Here is a 25,996-nt window from a genome sequence, read left to right as displayed (position 1 = left end):
CGGCAGAGGAGCATACCAGCAGGCGACGGATCGCATCAGGCGCGTTACCGTCCGGCAGCCGCGGACGGTAACGACGTTATTACGATAAAACCTAACCGTTGATCAGTCGCTTATAAACGGTATCGCGAGGATTACGCTATGAATAGCGATCTGTACGCTACAACCTTACGGCAGCTAAACGCGAAAATTATTCCTTTTATTATCATCTGCTATTTTGTTGCCAATCTCGATAAAACCAATATTTCTATCGCGGCGCTGCAAATGAACGCCGACCTCGGCCTGAGCGCCAGCATGTACGGCCTGGGCGTGGGGATGTTCTATATCTCCTACATTATTTTCGAAATTCCCAGCAATGTAATTATGACAAAGGTAGGCGCCCGCGTATGGATCGCACGCATCATGATCACCTGGGGCATCGTCAGCGCTGGCATGTCGCTGGTACAGACGCCGACCCAGCTTTACGTGATGCGCTTTCTGCTGGGCATGGCGGAAGCGGGCTTTACGCCGGGCATTATCTACTACATCTCCTGCTGGTTCCCGAAAAGCAACCGCGCGCGGGCGATGTCCTTCTTTTATATGGGTTCAGTAATGGCGTCGATTATCGGCCTGCCGCTTTCCGGCACGCTGCTGAATATGCATGGCATCGCCGATATCGCCGGCTGGCGTTGGCTGTTTGCTATTGAGGGCGTGCCGGCGGTAGCGTTGGGCGTTCTGGTGCTGTGGCGGCTGCCGCAAACGCCCGATCATGCCGCCTGGCTTTCCAGCGCGCAAAAAAGTTGGCTCAACGCGCAGCTGGCGCGCGATAACGCCAGCGTTGAGGTTGGCAGCCATCACAGCTGGCACAGCGCGCTGAAAAACAAAACCGTGCTGCTGCTGAGCCTGGTCTGGTTTCTGCAGGCGTTTGGCTCTATCGGCATTACCCTGTTTTTGCCGTTGATTATTAAAAGTATGGCGAATGAGCAGAGCAACCTGGTGGTGAGCCTGCTCTCCGCCGTGCCCTTTATCGCCGCCTGCTTGTTTATGTACCTGAACGGCCGCCATTCCGACACCACTGGCGAGCGGCGCTGGCATCTCGGTCTGCCGCTGATTATCTCCGGCGTGTCGCTCGCTATCGCCATCTACACCAGCAACCTGCTGGTAGCGTATCTGCTGCTGGTATTGACCGTGGGCTTTAATTTCGCGCTGACGCCGATTTTCTGGGCGGTCACTACCGAGAAGCTGGCAGGCGTCGCCGCCGCCGCCTCGATCGCCTTTATTAACACCGTGGCGAACTTCGTCGGGCTGGGACTGCCGCCGATTCTGGGAAAAATCAAAGATGCGACCAACAGCTATCACTATGGTCTGCTGATCGTGGCGGCGGCGCTGATACTCGGCGGCGTTATCGGCGTGCTGGTGTCGCGTCCGGCGCGCCCGCGTGCCGCGGAACAGACCGCTTCCCATCCCTCTTAACGCAGGAATAAAAATGAACCAGAAAGTACTGAAACAGGCCAGCCTGCCGGATGCGCTTACCGCCGCGCTGAACGAACGCTACGATCTGCATGAGCTGACGCGCATGTCGCGTGCTGATTTAGCCGCCATCGCCGGGGAGGTGACGGTGCTGGTCACCAATGGCGAAGCGGTCGTCACGCGCGATCTTATCGCTTCGCTGCCTGCGCTGAAGCTGATTGCGGTATTCGGCGTCGGTTACGACGGCGTGGACGTGGCGGCGGCGCGCGATCGCGGCGTGGCGGTAACCCATACGCCGGGCGTGCTGACGGATGACGTGGCCGATCTCGCTATCGGCCTGCTACTGGCGACGTCGCGCAATATCGTCGCCGCGCATAAATTTATCGAGCAGGAACGCTGGCCGGACGGCGGTTTTCCCTGGACGCGCAAGGTTTCCGGCGCGCGCCTTGGCATTTTCGGCATGGGACGCATCGGTCAGGCGATCGCCCGCCGCGCCGAGGCGTTCGCTATGGATATCGCTTATCACGGTCGTCGGCCGGATAGCAGCCTGCCGTGGCGTTATATCGACGACCTGCGCGCACTGGCGCAGCAGAGCGATTTTCTGATGGTGTGCGTGCCGGGCGGCGCAGAGACGCAGGGCAAGGTGAACCGGCCGATCCTCGACGCGCTGGGCCCGCAGGGCATGTTAATCAATATTTCGCGCGGCAGCGTAGTGGATGAAGATGCGCTTATCGACGCGCTGGATCGCGGCGCTATCGCCGGCGCCGGGCTGGATGTGTTTGCCAATGAACCTCACGTTCCCGCCGCGCTGCGGCAGCGCGACCATGTCGTCGTCACGCCGCATATGGCCAGCGCCACCAGGGAGACACGACGCGCTATGTCGCAGCTGGTGCTGGAAAATATCGACGCGTGGTTTAGCGGCCAACCATTGATTACGCCGGTTCCCCGATAGGTTTTTAGCCGTGAATCTTTTACCCTGAAGCGATACTTCGTCGCCTCAGGGTTTTTATTTATGAAACAGCTTACTTTCGCCCCGCGCAACCATCAGCTGACCAACATCAATGTCTGGACTGGCGACAGCCAGTGGCTGGTCTATGACGTGCGTCCTTCCGGCGCCTCCTTTACCGGCCTGACCATCGAACGCGTCAACGCAGAGAGCGGCGCGACGGAGATCCTCTATCAGGCGCGCGACGGCGCGCATGTCGGCGTGGTAACCGTCAGCCCCGATATGCCGCCGCGCTACGTCTGCATTCATGGGCCGGAACATCCCGACGCCAGCTGGCGCTATGACTTTCATCATCGTCGCGGCGTGATTATTCAGAACGGCGTGGCGGAAAATCTCGACGCCTGCGATATTACGCCGCCTTTTACGCCGGGCGCGCTGCGCGGCGGCTCGCACGTTCATGTTTTCAGCCCGGACGGCAGCCGCATCAGCTTTACCTATAACGATCATGTGATGCACGAGTGGGACTCGCGGGAAGATTTACGCAACGTCGGCGTGGCCGTGCCGCTGCATGCGGTTTGCCCGCCAAAACAGCATCCACGCGAGTATGACGGCAGCCATTTTTGCGTGCTGGTGAGCAAAACCACCTCCGCGCCGCAGCCGGGCAGCGATGAGATTAATCGGGCGTATGAAGAGGGCTGGATTGGCGAACAGGGTTATTTATGCCCGAAAGGCAGCCGCCAGCGCTGGGCGCTGGCCTTTATCGGCGATACGCGGGCGGAAAACGGCGATGTCGTGCCGGAAGTGTTTGTAGTCGATCTGCCGGAAAAGCTGAGCGACTATGCGCAGCCTGGCGACGCGCCCCTGGAAGGGACGGAAACCCAACTGCCTGCGCCGCCGCGCGGCGTAACGCAGCGGCGGCTGACCTTTACCCACCAGCGCCGCTATCCCGGCCTTGCGACCCAGCCGCGCCACTGGCTGCGCAGCAACGCGGACGGCAGCGAAATTGCTTTTCTGATGTGCGATGAGGCGGGCGTGGTGCAGCTGTGGAGCGTTTCGCCCTGCGGCGGCGAACCGCGGCAGATAACCCGGAGCGCGCACGCTATTCAGTCGGCGTTTAGCTGGCATCCGGCGGGCGGCCAGCTGGCGTTTATCTGCGACAACAGCGTGACGCTGTGCGACAGCCAGAGCGGTAAAATGCGTCGCCTGACGCCGCGCAGCGCCGTGCCGCCGTCAGGCGACGCGGTGGTGTTCTCGCCCGATGGCCGCCAGATCGCCTTTATGCAGGAGGTTGACGGCTATCGGCAGATATTTACGGTTGCGGTGAGTTAATCGCCAGCGGCGCGGCCTGCGCCAGGTTTTCCTGAGTTTTCGCCAACCGCTCAGCCTCAATAACGCGGGCGCGCGGCGAATCGATGGATTGACTGTCGTCGGCGCGCAGATAATCCCACGGCAACAAAACAGTATCGAGAACGGCGGAGAAAGGCAGATCGATCAGCGCCAGCGGCTTCAGCGCCCAGCTGCTTTGATCGTCAGTCAGCATTTCCGCGCTGGCGCGCGTGCCGGGATAATAACCCTGGCTGGCGCCGGTGTGTGACATCATGCTGGAGCAGCCGGAAGTACCGACTAATGCGCTACAGGCTAATAGCCCGGCCAAACGGTATTTATAAATTGCTTTCATCTTTTACCATCCCTTCAGTCATAGCGAGGTGCCTGGCTGAGATTTTTCGTCTGCGGCGGGGAAAATCCGGGTCACTCTGTGGTGGCTCACGCCTGTTGCATGACGATATGTTCCCCTGAGTGTATGACATTCTGTGTTGTTTGCTTAAAAAAATCGCAAAAGCGCGCTTGAAAGTTTGTCAGCTATCCCCATTTTATTAGCACGGTCAGCGCGGCATTCGCCGGAAGGGTTCGCCTGCGTGACCTGACAGCCTGTCCATAACGGAAGGCTGAGATTAACCCACTCGCTGAAAATCAGGAGCTTTTGCATTATGCGTAACTTTGACCTTTCTCCGCTTTATCGTTCATCCATCGGTTTCGATCGTCTGTTCAACCTGCTGGAATCCAATCAAAATCAAAGCAACGGCGGTTACCCTCCGTACAACGTTGAACTGGTAGCGGAAAACCACTATCGCATTACTATTGCCGTGGCCGGTTTCGCTCAGAACGAGCTGGATATTACCGCCCACGACAACATGCTGATCGTGCGTGGCGCGCATCCCGAAGAGCAGAACGAGCGTAAATATCTCTATCAGGGCATTGCCGAACGTAATTTCGAACGCAAATTCCAGCTGGCCGACCACATTGTGGTGCGTGATGCCCGCCTGGAAAACGGCCTGCTGTACATCGATCTGGAACGTATCGTGCCGGAAGAGATGAAACCGCGCCGTATCGAAATCCTCAGCTAATCGCCAACCTGACGCCGCGGAAACGCGGCGTTATTGTTTCTGACTTCGCCAACCCTTAATCGTGCTGCGCGCGCCGGATCCGCAGCGGCATTAAGCGCCCGCCGAAAACATTCATTACCAGTCCGATCACAATAATCAGCGCGCCGATAATCTGGCGCATCGAGAGGGTTTCGCCCAGCAGCAGCGCGGCGCTCAGGATGCCAAACACCGGCACCAGCAACGAGAGCGGCGCCACGCGCCAGGTTTCATAACGCCCCAGTAGCGTACCCCAGATGCCGTAGCCTACAATGGTGGCGATAAACGCCAGGTAAACCAGCGCCAGCACCGTTTCCAGCTGAATATTCAACAGGCTGTGAGTAATGGCGTCCGGCCCTTCGAACAGCCATGAGCAGACCAAAAACGGTCCAACCGGAATTAATGCGCTCCAGACCACCAGCGACATAATAGGCACGCTACCGTTACGCATAATGATCCTGTTGGTGATATTGCCCATTCCCCAGCAGAACGCGGCGGCCAGCGTCAGCAACAGCGTAGTCAGCGTCAAACCGCTGGTGGTATGAACGTCATCGCTGGTGGTTGCTAACAGAAACATACCGCCTGAGGCGATAACAATGCCGGCGACATGATGCCAGCGCAGCTTTTCCGCCAGAAACAGCGCCCCGAGCAGTAGCGTAAAGAAAGCCTGCGCCTGCAGCACCAGCGATGCCAGGCCCGCAGGCATACCTAACTTAATGGCCAAAAACAGGAAGGCGAACTGACCGAAGCTGATCGTCAGACCGTAAAGCGCCAGCCAGCGCAGCGGGACTTTGGGGGGACGTACAAAGAAGATCGCGGGCAGCGCCACCAGCGCAAAGCGCAGGGCGGCCAGCAGAAATGGCGGCATATCATGCAGCCCGACCTTTATCACTACGAAATTAACACCCCAGGCGATCACCACGCACAGCGCCAGCAACAGATCTTTGACGGACATTTTTTCTCCAGCTTTTCTGACGTTAATCAATTGTTAATTAACTTACGCGCAAACCAGCTGGTTTACTATGCGCAGTTTGCGGAGAGCGGCAAAACGGCGATCTGGCGAAGAATTGGACCGTAACTGCAGAAGGTTTAACAGAAGCCTGTGTGAAGCAGGAGCATAATATTCTGTTAGTAAGAAGGAAGAGAAGACGATAACGGACAAAGGCTCAGGCTGGTTATCCGTTTTCGGACGTAAAAATAAAGGGTGGAACTCTCCACCCTGGTTCATCGTATTAGATGGTTAACGGCTACCTGAATCCGCTACGCCAGTTCTGTCCAGGCGCGCTCGATCTCTTCCGCCAGAATCTTCACGGCCCGCTCAATCTTCTCGCCGTCCGGCACATAATTCATGCGCATACACTGGTGCGTATGCGGCCAGTCTTGCGCCAGGCCGGGGAAGAAAAAGTGTCCAGGCACCATCAATACGCCGCGCTGCTTCAGACGCTGATAAAGCAATTCAGTCGTAATAGGCAAATCTTTGAACCACAACCAGAGAAAAATGGCCCCTTCCGGCTTATGGATCAGGCAGCGATCTTCCGGCAGATAGCGGCGAATAATGGCGACGGTATCCAGCACACGCTGCTGATAGAAAGGTTTAATCACCGTTTCTGACAGCCGAAGCAGATCGCCGCGCTGAATCATTTCCGTGGCGATAGCAGGCCCAATACTGCCTGGTGCCAGGCTGATAATGCCGTTCATATTGCTGATGGCGTCGATCACATTCTCATCCGCCACGATAATGCCGCAGCGTGCGCCCGGCAGCCCGAGCTTCGACAGACTCATGCAGAGAATAATGTTGGGATTCCACAGCGGGCGCGCCTCGCTGAAGATAATGCCCGGAAAAGGCAGACCATAAGCGTTATCGATCAGCAGCGGAATGTCGTGCTGCTGCGCCAGCATATCGAGGTGGAGCAACTCCTCATCGGTGATCACATTGCCGGTAGGGTTGGTGGGGCGCGAAACGCAAATCAGCCCAATCTCTTCGGTTATCGACAAATGATCGAAATCGACATGATATTTAAACTGTCCTTCCGGCAGCAGTTCAATATTAGGACGCGCGGCGATAAAGAGATCTTCATCCAGTCCGGCATCGGCATAGCCCAGATATTCCGGCGTGAGCGGAAACAGTACGCGCTTTTTCGTACCGTCAGCGCGCCGACCGGCATACAGATTAAATAAATAGAAAAAGGCGCTCTGGCTACCGTTGGTCAGGGCAATATTCTTCGCCGTGATCTGCCAGCCCAATTCCTCCCGTAGCAGCGTCGCCAGCGCCTCCAGCAATAGGGCTTTGCCGCGCGGGCCATCATAATTGCACAGCGCGCCGGTCAGTTTGCCGTCCTGATGCATCTGCAGCAAAAGCTGATGAAAATAGTCATCCATGGCGGGGATTTGTGCCGGATTACCGCCGCCGAGCATCACCGCATCGGGATTGCGTAACCCTTCATCCAGGTCTTCCATTAAGCGCGCGATGCCGGTATGGCGGGTAAATTTGTCACCGAAGAGAGAGAAGCTCATAGCTGTAAATCAAATGTAATGGGCAAGTGTGCAAATACCTTACCGCCAGGCGGTGAGCGATGCAAACGGCTTACCCTGCCAGCCGTACCCATAAGCCACGTCAGTAAAAGCTGAAACGTATAAAGCTTTAACCAGCCTCGATCACGTTTTCACACCGATAAACTGCAACAACTTATCTAAAAATGTGTTAACAATCGCATTTTCTTGTTGAATTGTTGGGCGAAAAACGCACGGGTGACTGTCATCACTGTTTTTCCGATCCTGCATTTGTAACCTGCGGGCTGTTTGGCTAAATCAATTCAGCTAAAGGAACGAACAAATGAAAAAATCTCTGGTGGCAGTAACGGTAGCAATGCTGTTTTCCACGCCTGTACTGGCGCAGTCATGGTTGCTGACGGATGCTGAAAGCGGCATGGAAAAGGGTAACTGGAGCATCAGCAGCCAACAGCTGAAGCTGGACGGTCAGTCCTTCAGCATTGAGCAGAAAGTTCTGCACGGCGGTAAACAGGAAGGTAGCAAAGTCATCACACTGCGCAGTGAAAACGGGCTTACCATCGCTCTGAGCCCCAGCCGCGGCATGGATCTGCTGCATGTGAATGGACATGGCGTACGTATGGGCTGGGATTCGCCGGTCGATGAGGTGGTCAATCCCGCTTATATCAATCTGGAAAGCCGTAACGGTCTCGGCTGGCTGGATGGTTTCAACGAAATGATGGTGCGCTGCGGCTTTGAATGGACGGGGCATCCGGTTAACAAAGATGGCATGCTGTACACGCTGCACGGCAAGGCGGGCAACACGCCTGCTTCACGGATAGAGATCGTGGTTGATGATCGGGCACCGCATGAAATTCGTATTCGCGGCTTACTGAAAGAACACACCTTTAAAAAGGCGAAGCTCAGCACCTGGACCGAGCTGCGCTATGTGCCGGGCAGCGACAGCTTTACCATTCATGATGAACTGACCAACCAAAGTGACTATCCGCAGGATTACCAAATCATCTATCACAGTAACTTCGGCACGCCGATTCTGGAAAAAGATGCCCGCTTTATCGCTCCGGTAAAAAGCGTTTCTCCCTTTAATGACTATGCGAAGCAGGGCCTGAAAGCGTGGAACCGCTACGACGCGCCGACCAAAGGTTTCGATGAGATGGTCTTTAACCTGACGCCGCTGGCGGATGCACAGGGAAAAACGGTGGCGGCGGTTATCAACAGTAAAGGCGATAAGGGCGCGGCCATTGAATTTGATACGCATCAGCTGCCGCTGCTGACCTTATGGAAAAACACCGATACGCTGAAACAGGGTTATGTAACCGGTATTGAGCCGGGTACAAACTATGCTTATCCGGTCACCATCGAGAAAGAACAGGGACGTGTAAAACAGCTGCAGCCGGGGCAAAGCCAGGCATTTACGCTGACTTATTCGCTGTTGAAAGATGCCGAAGCGGTACAGAAGGTAGAGCAGCGGGTTAAAACGTTGCAGGGCGACAGCGCACCGCAGCTGGACGAGAAACCGTTGGCGGTGGAATAAAGGTAATAAGCGCGATCGCCGCAGCGGGCGATCGCTTGCCGCAGGGCAAACTGCTTAGCGCAGCACCTGTGGATTAACGCAGTTTTTCTCGACCTTGCCGGTCAGCGCGGTAATCAGGTTTTCAACCGCATCGCGCGCCATACCGTAACGCGTTTCATGAGTGGCAGAGCCGATATGCGGCAGCGCCACCACGTTAGGCAGCTTCAGCAGTTCAGAATCAACCGGCAGCGGCTCCTGCTCAAACACATCCAGGCCGGCGGCATGGATCGTTTTATCTTTCAGCGCCGCGATCAGCGCCTGCTCATCCACCACCGGCCCGCGGCCCGCATTAATTAAGATGGCGCTCGGCTTCATTTTCGCCAGCTGTTCGTGGCCAATCATATGGTGCGTCTGTTCGGTCAGCGGCAGGCTGATACAGAGGAAATCCGATTCGCGTAGCAGCGTATCGAGATCGCAATACTGCGCATTAAAGCGTGATTCAGCTTCCTCGTGATGCTTGCGCGCATTGTAAAGAATGGGCATGCCGAAACCGAGATGCGCGCGTTGCGCCAGCGCCAGGCCGATGCGGCCCATACCGAGAATACCCATTTTTTTATGATGCACATCGACGCCGAACCAGTCAGGCCCAATGCTGCGCTGCCATTCGCCCGCTTTAACCCGCTCAGCCACTTCCACCACGCGGCGGGCGCTGCTCAGCACCAGCGCCATCATGGTGTCGGCGACGGTTTCGGTCAGTACCGTAGGCGTATGCATCAGTACGATGCCGCGGCGATTCAGCGCGTCCACGTCGAAATTATCGTAGCCCACGGAAATGGTCGAGGCGGCGCGCAGCTTCGGCATCTTCTCCAGCAGCGCTTCGTCTACCGGGCTGCTGGAGCCGATCATGCCTTCGGCACGCGCAAAAGCCTCCGCCTGCGCCTGTACGGTTTCCGGCGTCAGGCCCTTAACCGCCGTCACGGTAAAATGCTCGTCGAGGCGAGCGCGTAAATCATCCGGCAGGGATTTGTACAGTACCACTTCAGGCTTCATATCAGGCTCCATCTAAAAAGGGGAAAGGCAAAAACGGAACAGGCCGGGCAAGCCCGGCCTTTACGCGCGACTACTCAGGCGTGCCTGGCCGCGCGATGGGGCGAGGGGGGCTGCTTGTTCTCCGCCGGTTTGACGATCAGCGTCAGGAAAACCGAAACCAACAAGGCCGCGCCCATAAAGATGTAAGAAGCTGCCGGGCTACCGGTTGCACCGTTAAGGTAGCCGACAATCCAGGAGCCGACAAACGAACCCAGCGCGCCCATGCTGTTAATTAGCGCCATGGCGCCGCCAGCTACGTTGCGCGGCAGCATCTCAGGAATAATGGCGAAGAACGGGCCGTAAGGCGCATACATCGCGGCACCGGCAATCACCAGCAGGCTGTAGGAGAGCCAGAAATTACTGGAGCCGACCATCCACGAGCCGAGGAATGCCAGCGCGCCGATCAGCAGTAAAGGCCAGACGAAAAGCTTACGGTTCTGCATCCGGTCGGAGGCCCAGGACACCACGATCATCGCAATGGTGGCGGCCAGATAAGGCACGGCGGAGAGCCAGCCCGCTTCAACCATGCCCATTTGCGTGCCGTTGCGTAAAATCGACGGCAGCCAAAGCACAAAGCCGTACACGCCGATGCTCCAGGCGAAATACTGCACGCAAAGAATGATCACGTTGCGTGATTTAAAGGCTTCACGATAGTTGCGTACCGCCTTAATACCTTCCTGTTCTTTGCGCAGCTGTTCTTCCAGCGCGGCTTTTTCTTCATTGCTCAGCCAGCGCGCCTGGGACGGTTTATCCTGCACCATAAACCACCACAGCACCGCCCAGATCACCGCCGGAATGCCTTCAAAAATAAACATTTCACGCCAGCCGAAGGCGTTAATCAGATAGCCGGAGACCACTGACATCCACAGCACCGTCACCGGATTGCCGAGAATCAAAAAGGTATTGGCGCGCGAGCGCTCCGACTTGGTAAACCAGTTGCTGATATAGATCAGCATCGCTGGCATTACCGCCGCTTCGACCACGCCGAGAATAAAGCGGATCGCCGCCAGCATCGGAATATTGCTGACCACGCCGGTCAGCGAAGCGCAAATGCCCCACAGCACCAGACACCAGAACACCAGCTTCTTCACGCTGCGGCGTTCGGCATACATTGCGCCGGGGATCTGGAAGAAAAAGTAACCGAGGAAAAACAGCGCGCCCAGCAGAGAGGACATGCCTTTGGTAATGCCTAAATCTTCATTAATCCCGGCTGCGGAAGCGAAACTGAAATTTGCACGATCGAGATACGCCAGGCTGTAGGTGATGAAAATGATGGGGATGATATACCACCAGCGTTTCGGCGCGATTGTATGCTTGTTCATGAGCTTATCCTCTGTTGAGGGCGCATTCCGCTGGCGATGTCAGCGGAATGCAGCGTTATAGGGTACGTTTGTCGCTCAGTAGTCGCCCAGTTCGGCGCGCGTCGGCAAACCTTCGCTGTCGCCAATCGCCTGGATAGCCAGCGAGCCGATCTTGTTACCGCGTCGAATCGCCTGCGCCAGCGGTTTGCCTTCCAACAGCGCACTGATCACGCCGACGGCAAAACCATCGCCCGCGCCCACGGTATCGACGACATTTTCCACGCGGATAGCTTCCACCTGGCCTTTTTCACCGTCGGCGGTTTTATACCAGGCGCCGTCGCAGCCGGTTTTAATGATGACCGCTTTTACGCCTTTATCGAGGTAGAAATCGGCGATGGCTTCCGGCTGGCGGTAGCCGGTCAGGATCAATCCCTCTTTTTCACCGGGCAGCACCCAGTCGGCATACGCGGCCAGCTGGTTAAGCTGATTAGCCATCTCCTGCTCGCTCGGCCACAGCACCGGGCGCAAATTAGGATCGAAAGAAATCGTCTTGCCCATGGCGCGCATCTCCTGCGCCGTGTGCTTCAGGAGTTCCAGCGAGCTGGCGGAGAGCGCTGCCGCGACGCCGCTTAAGTGCAGATGTCGCGCGGCACCGAAATAGTCGCGATCAAAATCTTCCACCGAAAGATGGCTGGCGGCGGAGCCTTTGCGGAAGTATTCCACGACCGGATCGGATCCATCTTCCACTTTCGATTTCAGCTGAAAACCGGTGGGATAGCGCTTATCGGTCATCACGCGCTGGTGATCGACGCCCTCTTTTTCCAGCTGCTGGTGGACAAAGCGGCCAAAGGCATCATTGCCCACGCGACTGACCCAGCCCACATTCAGGCCGAGCCGCGCCAGGCCAATGGCGACATTCAGCTCTGCGCCGGCAATGCGTTTGGTAAAGGTTTCGGCGGCGGCGAGATCGCCGGTTTCTCTGGCGACGAACATCGCCATCGCTTCGCCGATGGTGACCACATCCAGAATGCCGTTCTGTTGACTATGGCTGTTCATGATTTACACCTCGCGCAGCAGGTCAACGTAGTGGCGCGTAACGGCCACCAGATCGTCGCCCTGCAGCGGAAATTCAATACCGCGCGGCACATTGCCGGGCAGCAGGTTTAACAGCTTACGCCAGCCGTCATCCGCTTCGTCGAGCGCAATGGCGCGCCAGCTCTCTTTATGAGGGATCGCAGCTTTCACATGAATATAGCTGACGTAGCGCGCAAGGCGATGCGCGGCGGCAAGCGGATCGTCGCCGGTCCACAGCCAGTTGCCCATATCAAACGTCATGGCGGGCGCATCGGGATGTTCGGTAAAAAACGGCGCGATAGCGGACAGCTTGCCGCAGTCGGTCTGATCGTTTTCCACTACCACTTTTACGCCGCGCGTCGCCAGCGCAGGAATGTCCGTGCCGGCGCGATAGTGACCGAGCGAAAGTTTAAGCAGACGCGCCCCCAGCTGTTCCGCCTCCTGCACATATTGCTCCAGCAGCGGATTCACCGCACCGTCCGCGGTAAACAGCGCGTCAGGCGCTGAATAGCAGGCGCAGAGCCGCTGTTCAGCAATGGCTTCAGCCAGCTGGGGCAGGCTTTGCAGCTCGGCCTGCGAAAGCAGCTCGCGGCGAATTTCCACGCCGTCCGCGCCCGCTTCAGCAATGATCGGCAACAGCGCTCGCTGTCCGCCCAGCTCTGTCACTTTTTGATGACCGAACGCGGCGGTCACCACAATAATTTCTGGTTTCACTCTTTCCTCCGGGGCGACAACATGTAAACCCGCTATAAAGAAAAGCTAATTGGAACCGGTTCCAAAGCAAAGGCGGAAAGCATGAAATTATGATCGCGCTCACGATGTAGATATTTTGTACCAGGGATTGTCTGATTTGTGATGGCGGCGCTGGATGTGGGCAGTTGAAGGCGCGGCGAGGCGCTGCCGCTGGTTTGATTGCGTAGATGTTCGTGCCTGGAGGGAGGCGACGCGCCGCCGCTGGCTTAATACGGTAGGGACGCCAGCGCCTGCAAAGGAAAAACCTGCGGATTAACGTCAGGCTAAAGGTCGGGAAGAGCCGCGGATCACCAGCTCGCCGTCGAAGGTTTTTTCTTCCACCGCGCTGGCTTCGCCTTCGATACGCTGAATCACACGCTCCAGCGCCGCATAGCCGATTTGCCAGGTCGGTTGCTTCAATGTGGTAATGCCGTCGCCCGCCAGCTCGGCCCAGTCCAGTTCATCAAAGCCCAGCAGGCCAATCTGCTGGCCCCAGTTAAGGCCGAGCCGCCGCAGCGATCGCGCGACCTGAAGCGTCAGCGCGCCGTTCGCGACCACCAGCGCTGCAGGCTGGTAGCCGTGACGCTGATAAAAATCAGCAATAACGCGATCCATCGTCGCAGCGTCGTTGAGCGCCACTTCCGCATTCTCGCTAATCAAATTATTACTGCGCGCGCACACCTGGCGGAACGCCTGCAGCCTTTCCAGCCGCGTATTCACCAGGCCAAGCGGCTCACTGAGAAACAGCAACGCACAGTAGCCGTTCTTCACTAAATGCTCGGTGGCATCGGTCGCCGCCTGCGCGTTATTCAGGCCGACCACATCGCAGGAAAAATCAGGAATCTTACGGTCAATCAGTACCATCGGCAGCAGCGACTGCTGAAGCCGGTTCAGCGCCTCTTCGCGCATACCGACCGCATTGACCACGATCCCCTCGACTTGATAGCTGCTGAACAGCTGTAAATAGTGCTGCTCCTGGTCGATTTCGTTATTGGTATTGCACACCAGTAAGGTAAAACCGTGAGCGCGGCAGGCCGCTTCGATGCCGCACAGCACATCGACTGAATAGGGATTGGTAATATCGGCGATAATCAGCCCGATCAGACGCGTACGTCCACGTTTCAGGCCGCGCGCCATTTGGTTAGGACGGTAATTCAGCGCGGCGATCGCCTGCTCAATCCGCTGTTTTAAATCAGGAGAGAGCGCATGCTGCTCACCGTTAAGGTAACGGGAAACGCTGGTTTTGCCCGTTTTCGCCACTCTGGCGACATCGCTGATGGTGGCGCGTACAGCCTTTTGTTTCATCTCTTTGTTCACTCCGCGAATTCGCACAGAGACTAACACAGCTTGTTGTTGGTCGTTAGTCTGACGCCGGAGAAGTGACGCATGCAGGAAATAAAAAGGGGCAGCAGGCTGCCCCTGAACAAGCGGAATCAGGAGAGCGGGCTGAGCGTAATCTCAACGCGACGGTTCTGCGCTTTGCCTTCTTCGGTGCTGTTGGAGGCGATCGGATTATCCGGGCCCATGCCGCCGGTGCGCACGCGCGTGCTGGCGACGCCCTGCAGGATCAGCGCGCTGGCGACGCTGTCGGCACGCTGCTGCGACAGACGCATGTTCAGCGCACGGGTGCCGGTGCTGTCGGTATAACCCACGACATTAACGGCGGTTTTTGGATACTCTTTCAGCACCATCGCCACGCCGGTCAGCGTTTGCGCGCCTGCCGGTTTCAGCGTGCTGCTGCTGCTGTCGAACGTTACGTTGTTCGGCATATTCAGAGTGATGTTATCGCCGTTGCGCGTTACGCTGACGCCGGTGCCGCGCATTTTGTCACGCAGTTTGGCTTCCTGCACATCCATGTAATAACCCAGGCCGCCGCCCAGCGCCGCGCCGGACGCTGCGCCGATCAGCGCGCCTTTGCCGCGATCTTTTTTCGACGAGGAAAGCACGCCGACGCCCGCGCCAACCAGCGCGCCAACGCCTGCGCCGATGCCAGATTTACCCGCCTGCGATTCGCCGGTGTAGGGATTGGTGGTACAGCCAGAAAGGGCAAGGGTGCCGCTTAATAAAAGTGACAAGGCGATAATGCTTTTATTCATCTTTATATCCTTCAAAAAATGCTGCAACAGGCGCACCCGCGCCTGCTTAAGTCGGCAATTATGCCGCGTCTGGCTTTAGGAAATATCCAGGAATTTCCTTAGGTGCGTACACTTTTAAAGCGATTGATTCGCGGGATAGCAAAAACAGTCGGTGAGATGGTCATTAACCAACCCGCAGGCCTGCATAAACGAGTAACAGATCGTCGAACCGACAAATTTAAAACCGCGCTTTTTCAGCGCTTTCGAGAGCGCAAGCGAAGCTGGCGTCTGGGCCGGAACCATATTCAGCGCGGCAAAATGATTGATCTGCGGCTGGCCGCCAACAAAAGACCAGACAAAGCGCGAAAAATCTTCGCCGTTTGCCTGCATCGCACCGTAAGCACGCGCGTTAGTAACAATCGCCGTTAACTTACCGCGATGACGTATCAGCCCGCTGTTCTGCATCAGCGCATCAATATCGGCTTCCGTCATCTGCGCCACCGCCTGCGGATCGAACTGATGAAATGCGGCGCGATAGTTTTCCCGCTTTTTCAACACGGTAATCCAGGAGAGTCCCGCCTGCTGACCTTCCAGGCACAGCATTTCAAACAGCGCCTTATTGTCGGTTTGGGGAAGTCCCCATTCCCGATCGTGATAGGTCTGATAAAGAGGATCGTTTGAAACCCAGCCGCATCGTTGCATCCGTATATTCCTTACCTTTCAGGCAGATGAAGGCGCCATCTTATCATGCGTCCGCTGCAGGCAAACGCATCGGACTCCCCCAATCCCGTCTGGCCGCAAAGGCGAATGGCACGTTAGACCAGGCGGCATGCCGTCTGGCGCGGAGGTTAACGCATAAAATGAGAAATCTGGCGAAGACGTGAGCATATAATCAGCGCGCTAATAATTTTCAGGGAAATTACATGTCTGACGAGATAAAAATTATCGCTTTAAAATTTGCCAGCTTCTTTGGCTGCGCACTGTTTCTGGCACTGATGATGGGGTTAGTGTTTATTGATGTCTACTGGATGCACGACGCGGTACATGAAACTTCTTTTACTGAAACATTCCAGGAAATACAGCTGGGCACCATCGCGCTGATGTTTTTCCTGTGCGCTATTCGTCAGCAGAATTTGCGCTACAGCCTGCTGCTGATAGGCGGCTTTTTTACCTGCATGCTGATTCGCGAAATGGATTTCCTGTTTGATGAGATCAGGCACGGCGCCTGGGTCTGGTTTGCGTTAGCCGTAGCGGCGGTTTGTCTGTGGCGTGCGGCACTGCATCCTTCCGCCACGCTGTCCGGGCTGGTTCATTTTCTGCATCATCCCAGCTGGAACATGATGGCTGCTGGCCTGCTGACCATTCTGGTCTTTTCACGTCTGTTCGGCGTTCATGAACTGTGGGAAACGCTGATGCTGGACGGCTATAACCGCACGGTGAAAAACATGGCAGAAGAGGGCACAGAGCTGCTGGGCTACAGTTTTTGCCTGCTTTCCAGCGTGCAGTATCTGTGGGAGGTACGGCGCCTGAAACAGGAAAAAACAAGCATCGCCTGGCAGACACAACACTAAGCAACAGGCGATCCTGGACGCTAAACTTGCTAGAATAGCGGCTATCATGGCTGCCGCGGCGGCCAGTTATGTTTTGCCTGCAACAGAACCCGGAAATTACCATGTCTGTCAAGATTTTAACCTCTACTGTCATTGGCCTTGAGGCGTTCCGTCAGGATCCGCTCGGTGCGCTTGCTTCTGCACAAGCGGGTGCGGTTGCCGTATTCGATAACAATGCGCCGGTGCTGTATGCGGTAACTCCTGACCGGCTGGCTCAGCTTCTGGAGCTGGAAGCGGCGGCGCGCCAGCCGCAAAGCGATGTGGCGCTGGATGAGCAACTCTATAACGATTCCCTGTCATCACCGATGTCGGTGCCGGCTGGCAAGTTTATGATGTACGCTGGCTGGCGGCCTGATGCTGATTTCCAGCGTCAGGCTGCGATTTGGGGTATTGCGCTTAGCGAGCCGGTAACGCCTGCCGAGCTGGCCTCTTTCGTCACCTGGTGGCAGGCTGACGGTCGGCCTTTTCATCACGTCCAGTGGCAGCAGAAACTGGCGCGCAGCGTTCAGCAGAGCCGGGCGGTTAACGGCGGCCGGGCGCAACGCGACATCAATCAGCTGCCTGAACCCGATCACACGATTCCTGATGGTTTCCGAGGTGAATAATGAAAACGCCCGCTGAATTATTTAACCGTCTGCAACGCATGATGCCTGCCCATATCAAGCCGAAATTTCAGAGCGGCGAAGAACTGCTGGCCTGGAATCAGGAGCAGGGCCGTCAGCGTTCCGAAGCGATTGCGCGTGAAAACCGCGCCATGAAAATGCAGCGTATTCTGGGTCGCTCCGGTATTCGCGAGCTGCATATGAACTGCTCGTTCGATAATTATCGCGTGGAGAACGAAGGACAGCGCAAAGCGCTGGAGCAGGCGCGGCGCTATGCCGATGAGTTCGATCACAGCATCGCCAGCTTTGTCTTTTCCGGGCGCCCCGGCACCGGAAAAAACCATCTGGCGGCGGCGATTGGCAACCATTTAATTTTGCGCGGGAAAAGCGTGTTAATCGTGACGGTTGCCGATCTGATGTCGATCATTAAAGGCACCTTTAGCGGCGACAGCGACCGCACCGAAGAGCATCTGCTGCACGACTTCAGCACCGTCGATCTGCTGGTGATTGATGAAATCGGTATGCAGACCGAATCGCGCTATGAAAAGGTGATTATCAATCAGATCGTTGACCGCCGCTCCTCTTCGAAGCGCCCGACCGGTATGCTGACCAACCTCGATCACAGCAATATGGTCAAGCTGCTGGGTGAGCGCGTGATGGATCGTATGCGTTTGGGGCAAAGCCTGTGGGTGACCTTTAACTGGGACAGCCATCGCGGCCGTATTACCGGCAACGAATATTAATTTTGTTTACGCAGGGAAACGGCCAGTCTGTTTTCCTGCGTACCACCGTTTTTGCTGCCTGCGCACCGCTTATCGGTGATATTTCGATCCTTTCTGCCAACCTACTGCCTTATTACTTTTTCCTGCCTGGCCTGGCGTCTGTGTGCCGAATGGCAGACTAAACCATTTTTTCGCTTCCTGTTGATGACTCCTTTCAAAGCCATACTCGTCCTGTTCTCTGTAGATCTGCTAATTGACCGTATGAATGGGCTGGCAAATTATGTAAAAACGCATAATTTGAGCGATCCTGATGTTCAAAAGGTGACTGCTGGAAATACAGGCCAATGCTGCGTCGCAAAAACGGGCAAATAAGCCAAACATGATGATTTTAAGCGGACATGGCGGGCAGAAAGCATACGTTTATAAAAGAGAATTATTAAGCACAACTTCCCCGGACAGTTGAAAGTCTCTGGCTCAGGGAAACGTTGATTCTTTTAACCATCTTTTATAGCGGATTAAATTTATTTAAAGCTGTACTCTATATTATTCGTTTTACATTCATACGTCGCAAAATAGTCAATTGCCCCTTTTGGCCCCGTTGCGGTGAAAGGCACAAAAAAAACATTCGTTACCTGTGATTTATTTTTATGGAATTCCAGTGTCGGCGTTTTCGTTCCTAATTTTGCAGAAGCTTGCTCCCACCGCGGCATTCTGTACTCAAGGTAATCTTTTGATATGACGCTTGTTGCTTGCTCGTAGGTCAATGTATCGCAGGAAGGGCCTGTACCATTGATAAATACATATATTGAATACCCAATATATACGAAGATAACGAGTGTTATAATTATGGCTAGCTTCTTGCGTAACAGCATTATTAATCCCTCTAATTTAAATCCGCTGATAAATATAGTAAGAATAATTTTTAAATTCAATTATTTATAAGCACAACCTTTTTGGTTATTTTAGGTCAGGAAAAGAATATACCCATAAATTCATCCGATGCGTACAGGCACGTTAATACGATCCTCCGCGTATAGAAACGATAACGCCAATACGGTAATGACTCCAACTTACTGATAGTGTTTTATGTTCAGATAATGCCCGATGACCTTGTCATGCAGCTCCACCGATTTTGAGAACGACAGTGACTTCCGTCCCAGCCTTGCCAGATGTTGTCTCAGATTCAGGTTATGTCGCTCAATGCGCTGAGTGTAACGCTTGCTGATAACGTGCAGCTTTCCCTTCAGGTGTGATTCGTACAGCGGCCAGCCATCCGTCATCCATACCACGACCTCAAAGGCCGACAGCAGGCTCAGAAGACGCTCCAGTGTGGCCAGAGTGCGTTCACCGAAGACGTGCGCCACAACCGTCCTCCGTATCCTGTCATACGCGTAAAACAGCCAGCGCTGACGTGATTTAGCACCGACGTAGCCCCACTGTTCGTCCATTTCAGCGCAGACAATCACATCACTGCCCGGTTGTATGCGCGAGGTTACCGACTGCGGCCTGAGTTTTTTAAGTGACGTAAAACCGTGTTGAGGCCAACGCCCATAATGCGTGCACTGGCGCGACATCCGACGCCATTCATGGCCATATCAATGATTTTCTGGTGCGTACCGGGCTGAGAGGCGGTGTAAGTGAACTGTAGTTGCCATGTTTTACGGCAATGAGAGCAGAGATAGCGCTGATGTCCGGCAGTGCTTTTGCCGTTACGCACCACGCCTTCAGTAGCGGAGCAGGAAGGACATCTGATGGAAATGGAAGCCACGCAAGCACCTTAAAATCACCATCATACACTAAATCAGTAAGTTGGCAGCATTACCCGCCAATACTATGCGCTGTCCTGCCTGAAGAGGTCCAGGTTTCCGTGTGATGGCGCTGGAACGGAGCTGTGCTGTTGACCATTCCGGTTAGTTTTTGCGACCGTTTACTGGACAGCAGACTGAGCCATTTTACCTGTCAGGTTTCGTATCCGTTTTCTGGTCAGCTGCTTAAAATCGCTTTCCCGCCAGGTTAACTGATATTTTCCGCTTCCTCAGTGCTGCCCCCATTTCGTCAATTATTGTAAACTGGCCGCTCACCTGCCAGGCTACCGCTTCGTCTGCGCCTGAAGTCCCTCTTATAAAACCAGATCGCAGGGGCTTCCTTTATGGCGTTCTCGCTCCGCAGCCTGTTTCGCTGTCTAACTGGGATGATTATGGCCTCACCTGCTGATTCGCGGGCGGAATCGCTGTTACAGCACCGTTCGTTTGTTGCGTTCTGGCTGGCGCGTACCTGCTCCAGCTTCGGTTTTCAGATGTTATCGATCATTGTCGGCTGGCAGATTTATGCCATTACCGGCAAAGCTTTCTATCTCGGCCTGATTGGCCTGGTGCAGTTCCTGCCGTCGGTGACGCTGGCGCTGTGGGCAGGGCATATTGCCGACCAGCGCGATCGTCGCCGTATCGTCTTTTTTTCCCAACTGGTGGAGTGGCTGGCAATTGTGGCCTTAACGCTGCTGACCCTGTTGCATCACAGCGATGTCTGGACCATTCTGGCGCTGGTTTTCGTGCTGTCGGTCGCGAAAGTAATGGAAGCGCCAGCAATGCAGTCGATGCTGCCCGCGCTGGTGCCGCCGCGTCTGCTGGCGCGTGCCACCGCCGCCAGCGCCGTCGGCGGCCAGGCGGCGATGATCATGGGCCCGGCGCTGGGCGGCCTGCTGTATGCGGCGGGCGCGGATGTGGTTTATATGGCGACCGGCCTGCTCTATCTGATCTCTATCATTATGGTGAGCCGCCTGCGTTACGAGCAGGCGCCGCCGCCGCGCACGCCTGCCACACTCTCCACCCTGTTTGCGGGTGTGCGTTTTATTCGCGAGCGTCCCGATGTGCTGGGCGTGATTTCGCTCGATCTCTTTGCGGTGCTGCTCGGCGGGGCGACCGCGCTGCTGCCGATCTATGCGCAGGATATTCTGCATACCGGCCCGCTCGGCTTAGGGCTGCTGCGCGCGGCGCCGGCGGTAGGCGCATTGCTGGTGGGCTTCTGGCTGAGTCGCCGCTCGCTGGAGCGCCATGTTGGGATGATTATGTTTATCTGCGTGGCGGGCTTCGGCGCGGCGACGCTGGTGTTCGCGCTCTCATCCAGCTTCTGGCTCTCAATGGTGGCGCTGTTCGCCACCGGCGGCTTCGATATGGTCAGCATGGTGATCCGTGGCGCGCTGGTGCAGCTCGATACGCCTGATGAGATGCGCGGGCGGGTTAACGCGGTCAACTCAATATTTATCAACACCTCTAACCAGCTGGGCGAATTTGAGTCGGGCATGCTGGCGGCCTGGCTGGGCGTAGTACCGGCGGCGGCCATTGGCGGCATCGGCACGCTGGTGGTGGTGGGATTATGGATGCACTGGTTTCTGGGCTGCGTCGTCGTCAACGCCTTGAGAACGAGGTGGCGTGATGATTGTCCGTCCTTATCAACACTGGTTTCTGCGCCTGTTCGTCTGGCACGGCTCGGTACTGGCAGATATTCTGCTGCGCCTGAGTCTCAACCTGGCGATGTCGGCAATCGCCGTGATCTACTATCACTGGTATGAAGGGATGGGGCTGCACCTGACTACCGCGCCCTTCAGCCTGCTGGGTATCGCTATCGCTATCTTCCTGGGCTTTCGCAATAACGCCAGCTATGCGCGCTATACCGAAGCGCGTCAGCTTTGGGGTTCGCTGCTGATTACCCAACGATCCCTGCTGCGTCAGGTAAAAAGCGTGCTGAGCGACGAGCAGCAAATCCATCAGTTCAGCAGGCTGCTGATCGCCTTTGCCTGGAGCCTGAAACACCAGTTGCGCCGCACCGACGGGCGAAAAGATTTTCGCCGTCTGGTGCCGGAACGCTATTTATCGCAGGTGGAAAACAGCCCGCAGCCCACTAACCGGCTGTTGCTCTGCATGGGTGACTGGCTGGGCGAACAGCGGCGCGCGGGCCATATCAGCGATGTGCTTTACTCCAGCATCGACGCCAACCTTAACCGGCTGTCGGATGTGCTGGGCGGCTGCGATCGGATCGCCAACACGCCGATTCCCTTCGCCTACACGCTTATTCTGCATCGCACGGTCTACCTGTTTTGTACGCTGTTGCCGTTCGCGCTGGTTAACGATCTGCATTATCTGACGCCGCTGGTGTCAGTATTTATCTCTTACACCTTCTTATCGCTGGAATCGCTGGCGGAGGAGCTGGAAGAGCCTTTCGGCAGTTCGCCTAACGATTTGCCGCTGAATGCGTTATGCAATGGCATTGAAATTATTTTGTGTGAGATGATCGATCAGCCCGGCCCGCCGAAAATGCACCCGGATGCGAATTATATTCTGACCTGAGGCGCACCGAGCCGTCAGCCTTCAGTCGCTGACGGCTCGCCTGACGTCCTCAGTAGGCAAACGGGCCGATAACCTTTTAGTCACTTCCTGCCAATAAGTTTAACAATATTTATCCTTCTTACTGACGACTGTTATTCCCGCAATAAATGAGAGAGGCTGATAAGTAACGAGGTTGATGACTTTTCACGAGATTCACGCTTTTCTTCCCGCTCAAATATTCCACTGTTCCTTTGTAAATTCACTAAAGCAGAGCTTAACCATGTCGATAACAGAATTATCGTCCTGTTTTAATCTGAAGGTGATCTATGAGCAGTGTGGCGTCGTTAATTACCGGTTTTAATAACCTGAGCGTAGGGAAAAAACTGACCTCCGGCTTTATGTTGGTGCTGTTAATCATGGTGAGTATTGCAGGTGCCGGTATTCACGGTTTTTCCAATATCAATGATGACGCCCGGAAGCAGGAAATCGCTGTCCAAATGGTGCGTCAGCTAAACCAGGCGCGCCTTAACCGCACCCTTTTTCAGTACACGGGCGATAGCAGCTATGGTGAGAAAAATGCGAGTGCTTTACAGAAGCTGCAACAGTTGGGCCAGTCGCTTTATCAGTTCAGCTGGCAGCCACAGGGAAAAGCGACGCTGGATACAGTAAAGCAGGGCATTGAAGCCTATCTCGCCCAACGGGACAGTTTTGTCCGCGCCCTGAACCAGCGTAGCGCGCAGCAAAAAGCGATCAGTATCGATACGCTGGTCGATTATGGTCACCGCAGCGAAGCATTAAGCCATCAGGTGGCGATCGATCCCGCCGTGTCGCTGACGGCCGCTCGCCTGGACAGTGCCATCCTGCATGTTATGAAGATTTGGCCCGACTTTATCGCCAAACCCGATGAGGCGAAGAAGACAGAAATCGTTAACCGACTGAGCGCAGTTACGGAAACGGGTGCGCTGTTGAAAAACATGCTGCCGGACGCTGAAGCGGAATGGGTCGCCGAACTCCTGCTGGATACCGCGCGCGTGAGCGCCACGTTGAATCAGTATCAAACCGTTTTTAAACAGCAGGAGAGCGAGTCCGTCCTGCTGACCGCCGCAGCGGAAAAGCTGAATACCGCCGTTAACGAGCTTTATCAGTTCCAGCTGTCGCAGATGAGCCGAACCATTACCGAAGCCAACTTCATTATGTACAGCGCCGCTGCGCTGGGCGTGCTGGCAGGCTTAATCATTGCCTGGCGCATTACCCGCAATATAACCCAGCCGCTGCGCGAAACCTTGCTGGTGGCCGATAAAATCGCCGCCGGTGATTTAACCGCGCACATTGAAACCGATCGCGCTGACGAGCCGGGTCTGCTGATGCAGGCGGTCGGGCGGATGAACGACAATCTAAAAGAGATTATCGTTCAGGTGCGCCAGGGCGTGGACAACGTGGCGCGCGCCTCGGCGGAAATTGCCGCAGGCAATATCGATCTCTCCTCACGTACCGAGCAGCAGTCGGCGGCGGTAGTAGAAACCGCTGCCAGCATGGAGCAGCTCACCTCCACCGTGAAGCAGAATGCGGATAACGCTCATCAGGCGAGCAGCCTAGCGCAGGAAGCATCGCGTAATGCCGGACGCGGCGGCCAGATCGTGCAGGATGTGGTGGTCACCATGGCGGACATCAGCAGCAGCTCGAATAAAATCGCTGACATTATTAACGTGATTAACGGCATCGCCTTCCAGACCAATATTCTGGCGCTGAACGCGGCGGTGGAAGCGGCACGCGCCGGTGAACAGGGCCGTGGCTTTGCGGTGGTGGCGGGTGAAGTGCGCAGCCTGGCGCAGCGCAGCGCCACCGCCGCGCGTGAAATTGAAACCTTAATTAACGAAGCCGGAACCAAGGTGGATAACGGATCGCGGCTGGTCAGCAGCGCGGGTCAGGCGATGGAAGATATCGTGCGTTCGGTTTCGCAGGTGAGCAGTATCATGAATGAAATCGCCCACGCTTCTGAAGAACAGAGCCGGGGGATCATGCAGATCGGTCAGGCGATGACGGAGATGGATACCACCACGCAGCAGAATGCCGCGCTGGTTGAAGAGTCTTCCGCCGCGGCCTCTTCGCTGGAAGAACAGGCGAAGCAGCTGGAGCAGACGGTAGCCGTATTTAAAACGGCGCCGCAGAGCCTGTCAGCACCTCGCGCGGCCGTTAGCGAGACGCGCTATGCCGCTGCTCCCGCTAAACTGGCGGCGTCGTCAACGACGGCTGGCTGGGAACAGTTCTGACCGCTGAAATCCGCTTCATCTCAGGCGCCGCCCAGACGGCGCCTTTTCCGTTCTGCCGATCCTTTCATTGAAACCTGACGCGATAATCCTTGATGCGCGCGTCGGCTTGCGCCTGTAAAGCGAGCCCCGGCAAAACCAGGCTTTCAGGGGGCGTCTCAGGCATCGGCAAGTCGCCAGGTTCGCTGCCTGCTACGCAGGCGGCGATACGTTGATCTCAGCCGTTTACCGCGTTAGCCAGCGCATCCGGCTGCATAGGCGCTACCGCCTGTACCAGCGAATCGCGGGTAATTTCTGCAATCGAGCGGGCGCCGGTTAACGTCATCGCCACGCGTATCTCTTTTTCAAACAGATTCAGCAGGTTGGTGACGCCCGCCTCACCGGCGGCAGCCAGCGCATACAGAAAGGCGCGGCCCAGCAGTACGGTATCCGCGCCCAGCGCGATCATGCGTACCACGTCCAGCCCACTGCGCACGCCGCCGTCCGCCAGAATCGCCAAATCGCCCTTCACCGCATCGGCAATTGCGGGCAGCGCCCGCGCCGAAGAAAGCACGCCGTCCAGCTGACGTCCGCCGTGGTTCGATACCACAATGCCGTCCGCGCCGAAACGCACCGCGTCGCGCGCATCTTCGGGATCGAGAATGCCTTTAATCACCATCGGGCCTTTCCAGAAATCACGGATCCATTCCAGGTCGCGCCAGGAGATGGACGGATCGAAGTTATTGCCCAGCCAGCCGATATAGTCTTCCAGGCTGGTCGGTTCGCCGCGGTAGGCGGAGATATTGCCCAGATCGTGCGGACGACCATTCAGTCCGACATCCCAGGCCCACTGCGGATGCAGCGCCGACTGAAGATAGCGGCGCATGGCTGCATTCGGGCCGCTCATGCCGGAATGGGCATCGCGATAGCGCGCGCCCGGCACCGGCATATCGACAGTAAATACCAGCGTCGAGCAGCCCGCCGCCTGTGCCCGCTCCAGCGCGTTACGCATAAAGCCGCGATCGCGCAGGACGTAAAGCTGAAACCACATCGGCCGCTGGATGGCGGGTGCCACTTCTTCAATCGGGCAAAGGGAAACGGTCGATAGCGTAAAGGGAATGCCCTTTTTATCGGCGGCCCTTGCCGCCTGCACTTCGCCGCGCCGCGCATACATACCGCACAGCCCAACCGGCGCCAGCGCGACCGGCATCGACAGCGTTTCGCCAAACAGCTGCGTTTCCAGGTTCAGCGAAGACATGTTACGTAAAATACGCTGGCGCAGCGCAATTTGCGCCAGGTCTTCGCTGTTGCGCCGCAGCGTATATTCGTCATAGGCGCCGCCGTCGGCATAGTGAAACAGGAATGGCGGAATTTTGGCTTTGGCTGCGGC

General features: G+C 56.2%; 23 protein-coding genes and 1 pseudogene. 11 read left to right on the top strand and 13 right to left on the bottom strand.

The features are described 5' to 3' along the window. Positions 1–138: 138 nt before the first annotated feature. From P3C52_RS12210 to P3C52_RS12200, 3 genes are read left to right on the top strand one after another with little or no spacing between them, the layout of a single operon-like run. A complete protein-coding gene (locus P3C52_RS12210; RefSeq protein ID WP_275555267.1) occupies positions 139–1,449 on the top strand; it encodes an MFS transporter in 1,311 nt (436 codons plus the stop codon). A 13-nt stretch (positions 1,450–1,462) separates the two neighbouring features. Further along, on the top strand, positions 1,463–2,398 hold the full coding sequence (locus tag P3C52_RS12205; RefSeq protein WP_275555266.1) for a 2-hydroxyacid dehydrogenase: 936 nt from the start codon (positions 1,463–1,465) through the stop codon (positions 2,396–2,398). Between the two features lie 60 nt (positions 2,399–2,458). Continuing rightward, positions 2,459–3,721 (top strand): DUF3748 domain-containing protein, encoded by a 1,263-nt coding sequence (locus P3C52_RS12200; protein WP_275555265.1) that lies wholly within the window; start codon positions 2,459–2,461, stop codon positions 3,719–3,721. On the opposite strand, the gene P3C52_RS12195 is transcribed toward P3C52_RS12200, so the two are convergent. Beyond that, positions 3,702–4,070 (bottom strand): YceK/YidQ family lipoprotein, encoded by a 369-nt coding sequence (locus P3C52_RS12195; protein WP_275555264.1) that lies wholly within the window; start codon positions 4,068–4,070, stop codon positions 3,702–3,704. The genes P3C52_RS12200 and P3C52_RS12195 overlap by 20 nt on opposite strands. Positions 4,071–4,380: 310 nt before the next feature. Between P3C52_RS12195 and ibpA the strand changes: the two genes are divergently transcribed. Next, a complete protein-coding gene (gene ibpA / locus P3C52_RS12190) occupies positions 4,381–4,797 on the top strand; it encodes a small heat shock chaperone IbpA (protein ID WP_249892768.1) in 417 nt (138 codons plus the stop codon). 55 nt (positions 4,798–4,852) lie between these two features. On the opposite strand, the gene P3C52_RS12185 is transcribed toward ibpA, so the two are convergent. Both P3C52_RS12185 and P3C52_RS12180 read right to left on the bottom strand, forming a co-directional pair. After that, on the bottom strand, positions 4,853–5,767 hold the full coding sequence (locus tag P3C52_RS12185; RefSeq protein WP_275555263.1) for an EamA family transporter: 915 nt from the start codon (positions 5,765–5,767) through the stop codon (positions 4,853–4,855). A 305-nt stretch (positions 5,768–6,072) separates the two neighbouring features. Then, positions 6,073–7,326: a valine--pyruvate transaminase gene (locus P3C52_RS12180; RefSeq protein WP_275555262.1), complete on the bottom strand. Its 1,254-nt coding sequence runs from the start codon at positions 7,324–7,326 to the stop codon at positions 6,073–6,075. Between the two features lie 319 nt (positions 7,327–7,645). Between P3C52_RS12180 and P3C52_RS12175 the strand changes: the two genes are divergently transcribed. Then, the gene (locus P3C52_RS12175) at positions 7,646–8,854 is read left to right on the top strand and encodes an aldose 1-epimerase family protein (protein ID WP_275555261.1); all 1,209 of its coding nucleotides are present in this window, start codon (positions 7,646–7,648) and stop codon (positions 8,852–8,854) included. A 54-nt stretch (positions 8,855–8,908) separates the two neighbouring features. On the opposite strand, the gene ghrB is transcribed toward P3C52_RS12175, so the two are convergent. The 7 genes from ghrB to P3C52_RS12140 all read right to left on the bottom strand — a co-directional run bounded on the left by ghrB (position 8,909) and on the right by P3C52_RS12140 (position 15,806). Further along, positions 8,909–9,883 (bottom strand): glyoxylate/hydroxypyruvate reductase GhrB, encoded by a 975-nt coding sequence (ghrB, locus tag P3C52_RS12170; RefSeq protein ID WP_275555260.1) that lies wholly within the window; start codon positions 9,881–9,883, stop codon positions 8,909–8,911. A gap of 74 nt (positions 9,884–9,957) precedes the next feature. Continuing rightward, entirely contained in the window at positions 9,958–11,244 is a 1,287-nt protein-coding gene (locus P3C52_RS12165) for an MFS transporter (protein ID WP_275555259.1), read from the bottom strand. Positions 11,245–11,319: 75 nt separating this feature from the next. Beyond that, positions 11,320–12,279, bottom strand: coding sequence for a sugar kinase (locus P3C52_RS12160; RefSeq protein WP_275555258.1), 960 nt, complete (start codon positions 12,277–12,279; stop codon positions 11,320–11,322). A 3-nt stretch (positions 12,280–12,282) separates the two neighbouring features. Beyond that, the gene (locus P3C52_RS12155) at positions 12,283–13,011 is read right to left on the bottom strand and encodes a sugar phosphate isomerase/epimerase (RefSeq protein WP_275555257.1); all 729 of its coding nucleotides are present in this window, start codon (positions 13,009–13,011) and stop codon (positions 12,283–12,285) included. Positions 13,012–13,308: 297 nt separating this feature from the next. Further along, positions 13,309–14,334 (bottom strand): LacI family DNA-binding transcriptional regulator, encoded by a 1,026-nt coding sequence (locus P3C52_RS12150; RefSeq protein ID WP_275555256.1) that lies wholly within the window; start codon positions 14,332–14,334, stop codon positions 13,309–13,311. Between the two features lie 128 nt (positions 14,335–14,462). After that, positions 14,463–15,125, bottom strand: a complete 663-nt coding sequence (locus P3C52_RS12145; RefSeq protein ID WP_275555255.1) for an OmpA family lipoprotein — start codon at positions 15,123–15,125, stop codon at positions 14,463–14,465. A 114-nt stretch (positions 15,126–15,239) separates the two neighbouring features. Beyond that, positions 15,240–15,806 (bottom strand): DNA-3-methyladenine glycosylase I, encoded by a 567-nt coding sequence (locus P3C52_RS12140; protein ID WP_275555254.1) that lies wholly within the window; start codon positions 15,804–15,806, stop codon positions 15,240–15,242. 221 nt (positions 15,807–16,027) lie between these two features. Here P3C52_RS12140 and P3C52_RS12135 point away from each other — a divergent pair, with 221 nt between their 5' ends. The 3 genes from P3C52_RS12135 to dnaC all read left to right on the top strand — a co-directional run bounded on the left by P3C52_RS12135 (position 16,028) and on the right by dnaC (position 18,059). Further along, positions 16,028–16,675 (top strand): hypothetical protein, encoded by a 648-nt coding sequence (locus P3C52_RS12135; protein WP_275555253.1) that lies wholly within the window; start codon positions 16,028–16,030, stop codon positions 16,673–16,675. A 101-nt stretch (positions 16,676–16,776) separates the two neighbouring features. After that, on the top strand, positions 16,777–17,319 hold the full coding sequence (gene dnaT / locus P3C52_RS12130) for a primosomal protein DnaT (protein ID WP_275555252.1): 543 nt from the start codon (positions 16,777–16,779) through the stop codon (positions 17,317–17,319). After that, complete coding sequence (gene dnaC, locus P3C52_RS12125; protein ID WP_275555251.1) at positions 17,319–18,059, top strand: DNA replication protein DnaC; 741 nt, start codon at positions 17,319–17,321, stop codon at positions 18,057–18,059. Before dnaT ends, dnaC begins: the two co-directional genes overlap by 1 nt. A gap of 500 nt (positions 18,060–18,559) precedes the next feature. Here dnaC and P3C52_RS12120 read toward each other — a convergent pair whose 3' ends face one another. Further along, a complete protein-coding gene (locus tag P3C52_RS12120; protein WP_275555250.1) occupies positions 18,560–18,910 on the bottom strand; it encodes a YebF family protein in 351 nt (116 codons plus the stop codon). Positions 18,911–19,108: 198 nt separating this feature from the next. Then, positions 19,109–19,806 (bottom strand): IS1 family transposase gene (locus tag P3C52_RS12115; RefSeq protein WP_275553408.1). Its coding sequence is split into 2 segments (ribosomal slippage): positions 19,109–19,557 and positions 19,557–19,806, totalling 699 coding nucleotides; the frame shifts between segments, so codons are not numbered across the junction. A gap of 429 nt (positions 19,807–20,235) precedes the next feature. Between P3C52_RS12115 and P3C52_RS12110 the strand changes: the two are divergent. From P3C52_RS12110 to P3C52_RS12100, 3 genes and pseudogenes are all read left to right on the top strand, one after another. Continuing rightward, positions 20,236–21,470, top strand: a pseudogene (locus P3C52_RS12110) (MFS transporter). Next, positions 21,470–22,381 carry a bestrophin family ion channel gene (locus P3C52_RS12105; RefSeq protein ID WP_275555249.1) on the top strand — a complete coding sequence of 304 codons (912 nt, stop codon included), beginning with the start codon at positions 21,470–21,472 and terminating at the stop codon, positions 22,379–22,381. The pseudogene P3C52_RS12110 and the gene P3C52_RS12105 overlap by 1 nt, the downstream one beginning before the upstream one ends. Before the next feature lie 305 nt (positions 22,382–22,686). Beyond that, positions 22,687–24,630: a methyl-accepting chemotaxis protein gene (locus P3C52_RS12100; protein ID WP_275555248.1), complete on the top strand. Its 1,944-nt coding sequence runs from the start codon at positions 22,687–22,689 to the stop codon at positions 24,628–24,630. A 214-nt stretch (positions 24,631–24,844) separates the two neighbouring features. Here the strand turns inward: P3C52_RS12100 and lldD are convergent. Continuing rightward, a partial coding sequence (gene lldD / locus P3C52_RS12095; protein WP_275555247.1) for an FMN-dependent L-lactate dehydrogenase LldD occupies positions 24,845–25,996 on the bottom strand: 1,152 nt, incomplete at its 5' end.

The organism is Mixta sp. Marseille-Q2659 (assembly GCF_940807255.1).
Lineage (GTDB): Bacteria > Pseudomonadota > Gammaproteobacteria > Enterobacterales > Enterobacteriaceae > Mixta.
Note: the sequence above shows the minus strand (reverse complement) of the source record. Positions and strands in the feature narration are given on the sequence as shown.

What these genes read in the sequence shown, in the direction of transcription:
- P3C52_RS12150 (WP_275555256.1), bottom strand. Translation starts at nt 14,334, where the DNA reads ATGAAACAAAAGGCTGTACGCGCCACCATCAGCGATGTCGCCAGAGTG.
- dnaC (WP_275555251.1), top strand. Translation starts at nt 17,319, where the DNA reads ATGAAAACGCCCGCTGAATTATTTAACCGTCTGCAACGCATGATGCCT.
- ibpA (WP_249892768.1), top strand. Translation starts at nt 4,381, where the DNA reads ATGCGTAACTTTGACCTTTCTCCGCTTTATCGTTCATCCATCGGTTTC.
- P3C52_RS12185 (WP_275555263.1), bottom strand. Translation starts at nt 5,767, where the DNA reads ATGTCCGTCAAAGATCTGTTGCTGGCGCTGTGCGTGGTGATCGCCTGG.
- dnaT (WP_275555252.1), top strand. Translation starts at nt 16,777, where the DNA reads ATGTCTGTCAAGATTTTAACCTCTACTGTCATTGGCCTTGAGGCGTTC.
- P3C52_RS12100 (WP_275555248.1), top strand. Translation starts at nt 22,687, where the DNA reads ATGAGCAGTGTGGCGTCGTTAATTACCGGTTTTAATAACCTGAGCGTA.
- P3C52_RS12195 (WP_275555264.1), bottom strand. Translation starts at nt 4,070, where the DNA reads ATGAAAGCAATTTATAAATACCGTTTGGCCGGGCTATTAGCCTGTAGC.
- P3C52_RS12165 (WP_275555259.1), bottom strand. Translation starts at nt 11,244, where the DNA reads ATGAACAAGCATACAATCGCGCCGAAACGCTGGTGGTATATCATCCCC.
- P3C52_RS12210 (WP_275555267.1), top strand. Translation starts at nt 139, where the DNA reads ATGAATAGCGATCTGTACGCTACAACCTTACGGCAGCTAAACGCGAAA.
- P3C52_RS12180 (WP_275555262.1), bottom strand. Translation starts at nt 7,326, where the DNA reads ATGAGCTTCTCTCTCTTCGGTGACAAATTTACCCGCCATACCGGCATC.
- P3C52_RS12200 (WP_275555265.1), top strand. Translation starts at nt 2,459, where the DNA reads ATGAAACAGCTTACTTTCGCCCCGCGCAACCATCAGCTGACCAACATC.
- P3C52_RS12175 (WP_275555261.1), top strand. Translation starts at nt 7,646, where the DNA reads ATGAAAAAATCTCTGGTGGCAGTAACGGTAGCAATGCTGTTTTCCACG.
- P3C52_RS12120 (WP_275555250.1), bottom strand. Translation starts at nt 18,910, where the DNA reads ATGCTGTTACGCAAGAAGCTAGCCATAATTATAACACTCGTTATCTTC.
- P3C52_RS12135 (WP_275555253.1), top strand. Translation starts at nt 16,028, where the DNA reads ATGTCTGACGAGATAAAAATTATCGCTTTAAAATTTGCCAGCTTCTTT.
- P3C52_RS12105 (WP_275555249.1), top strand. Translation starts at nt 21,470, where the DNA reads ATGATTGTCCGTCCTTATCAACACTGGTTTCTGCGCCTGTTCGTCTGG.
- P3C52_RS12160 (WP_275555258.1), bottom strand. Translation starts at nt 12,279, where the DNA reads ATGAACAGCCATAGTCAACAGAACGGCATTCTGGATGTGGTCACCATC.
- P3C52_RS12140 (WP_275555254.1), bottom strand. Translation starts at nt 15,806, where the DNA reads ATGCAACGATGCGGCTGGGTTTCAAACGATCCTCTTTATCAGACCTAT.
- P3C52_RS12145 (WP_275555255.1), bottom strand. Translation starts at nt 15,125, where the DNA reads ATGAATAAAAGCATTATCGCCTTGTCACTTTTATTAAGCGGCACCCTT.
- ghrB (WP_275555260.1), bottom strand. Translation starts at nt 9,883, where the DNA reads ATGAAGCCTGAAGTGGTACTGTACAAATCCCTGCCGGATGATTTACGC.
- P3C52_RS12205 (WP_275555266.1), top strand. Translation starts at nt 1,463, where the DNA reads ATGAACCAGAAAGTACTGAAACAGGCCAGCCTGCCGGATGCGCTTACC.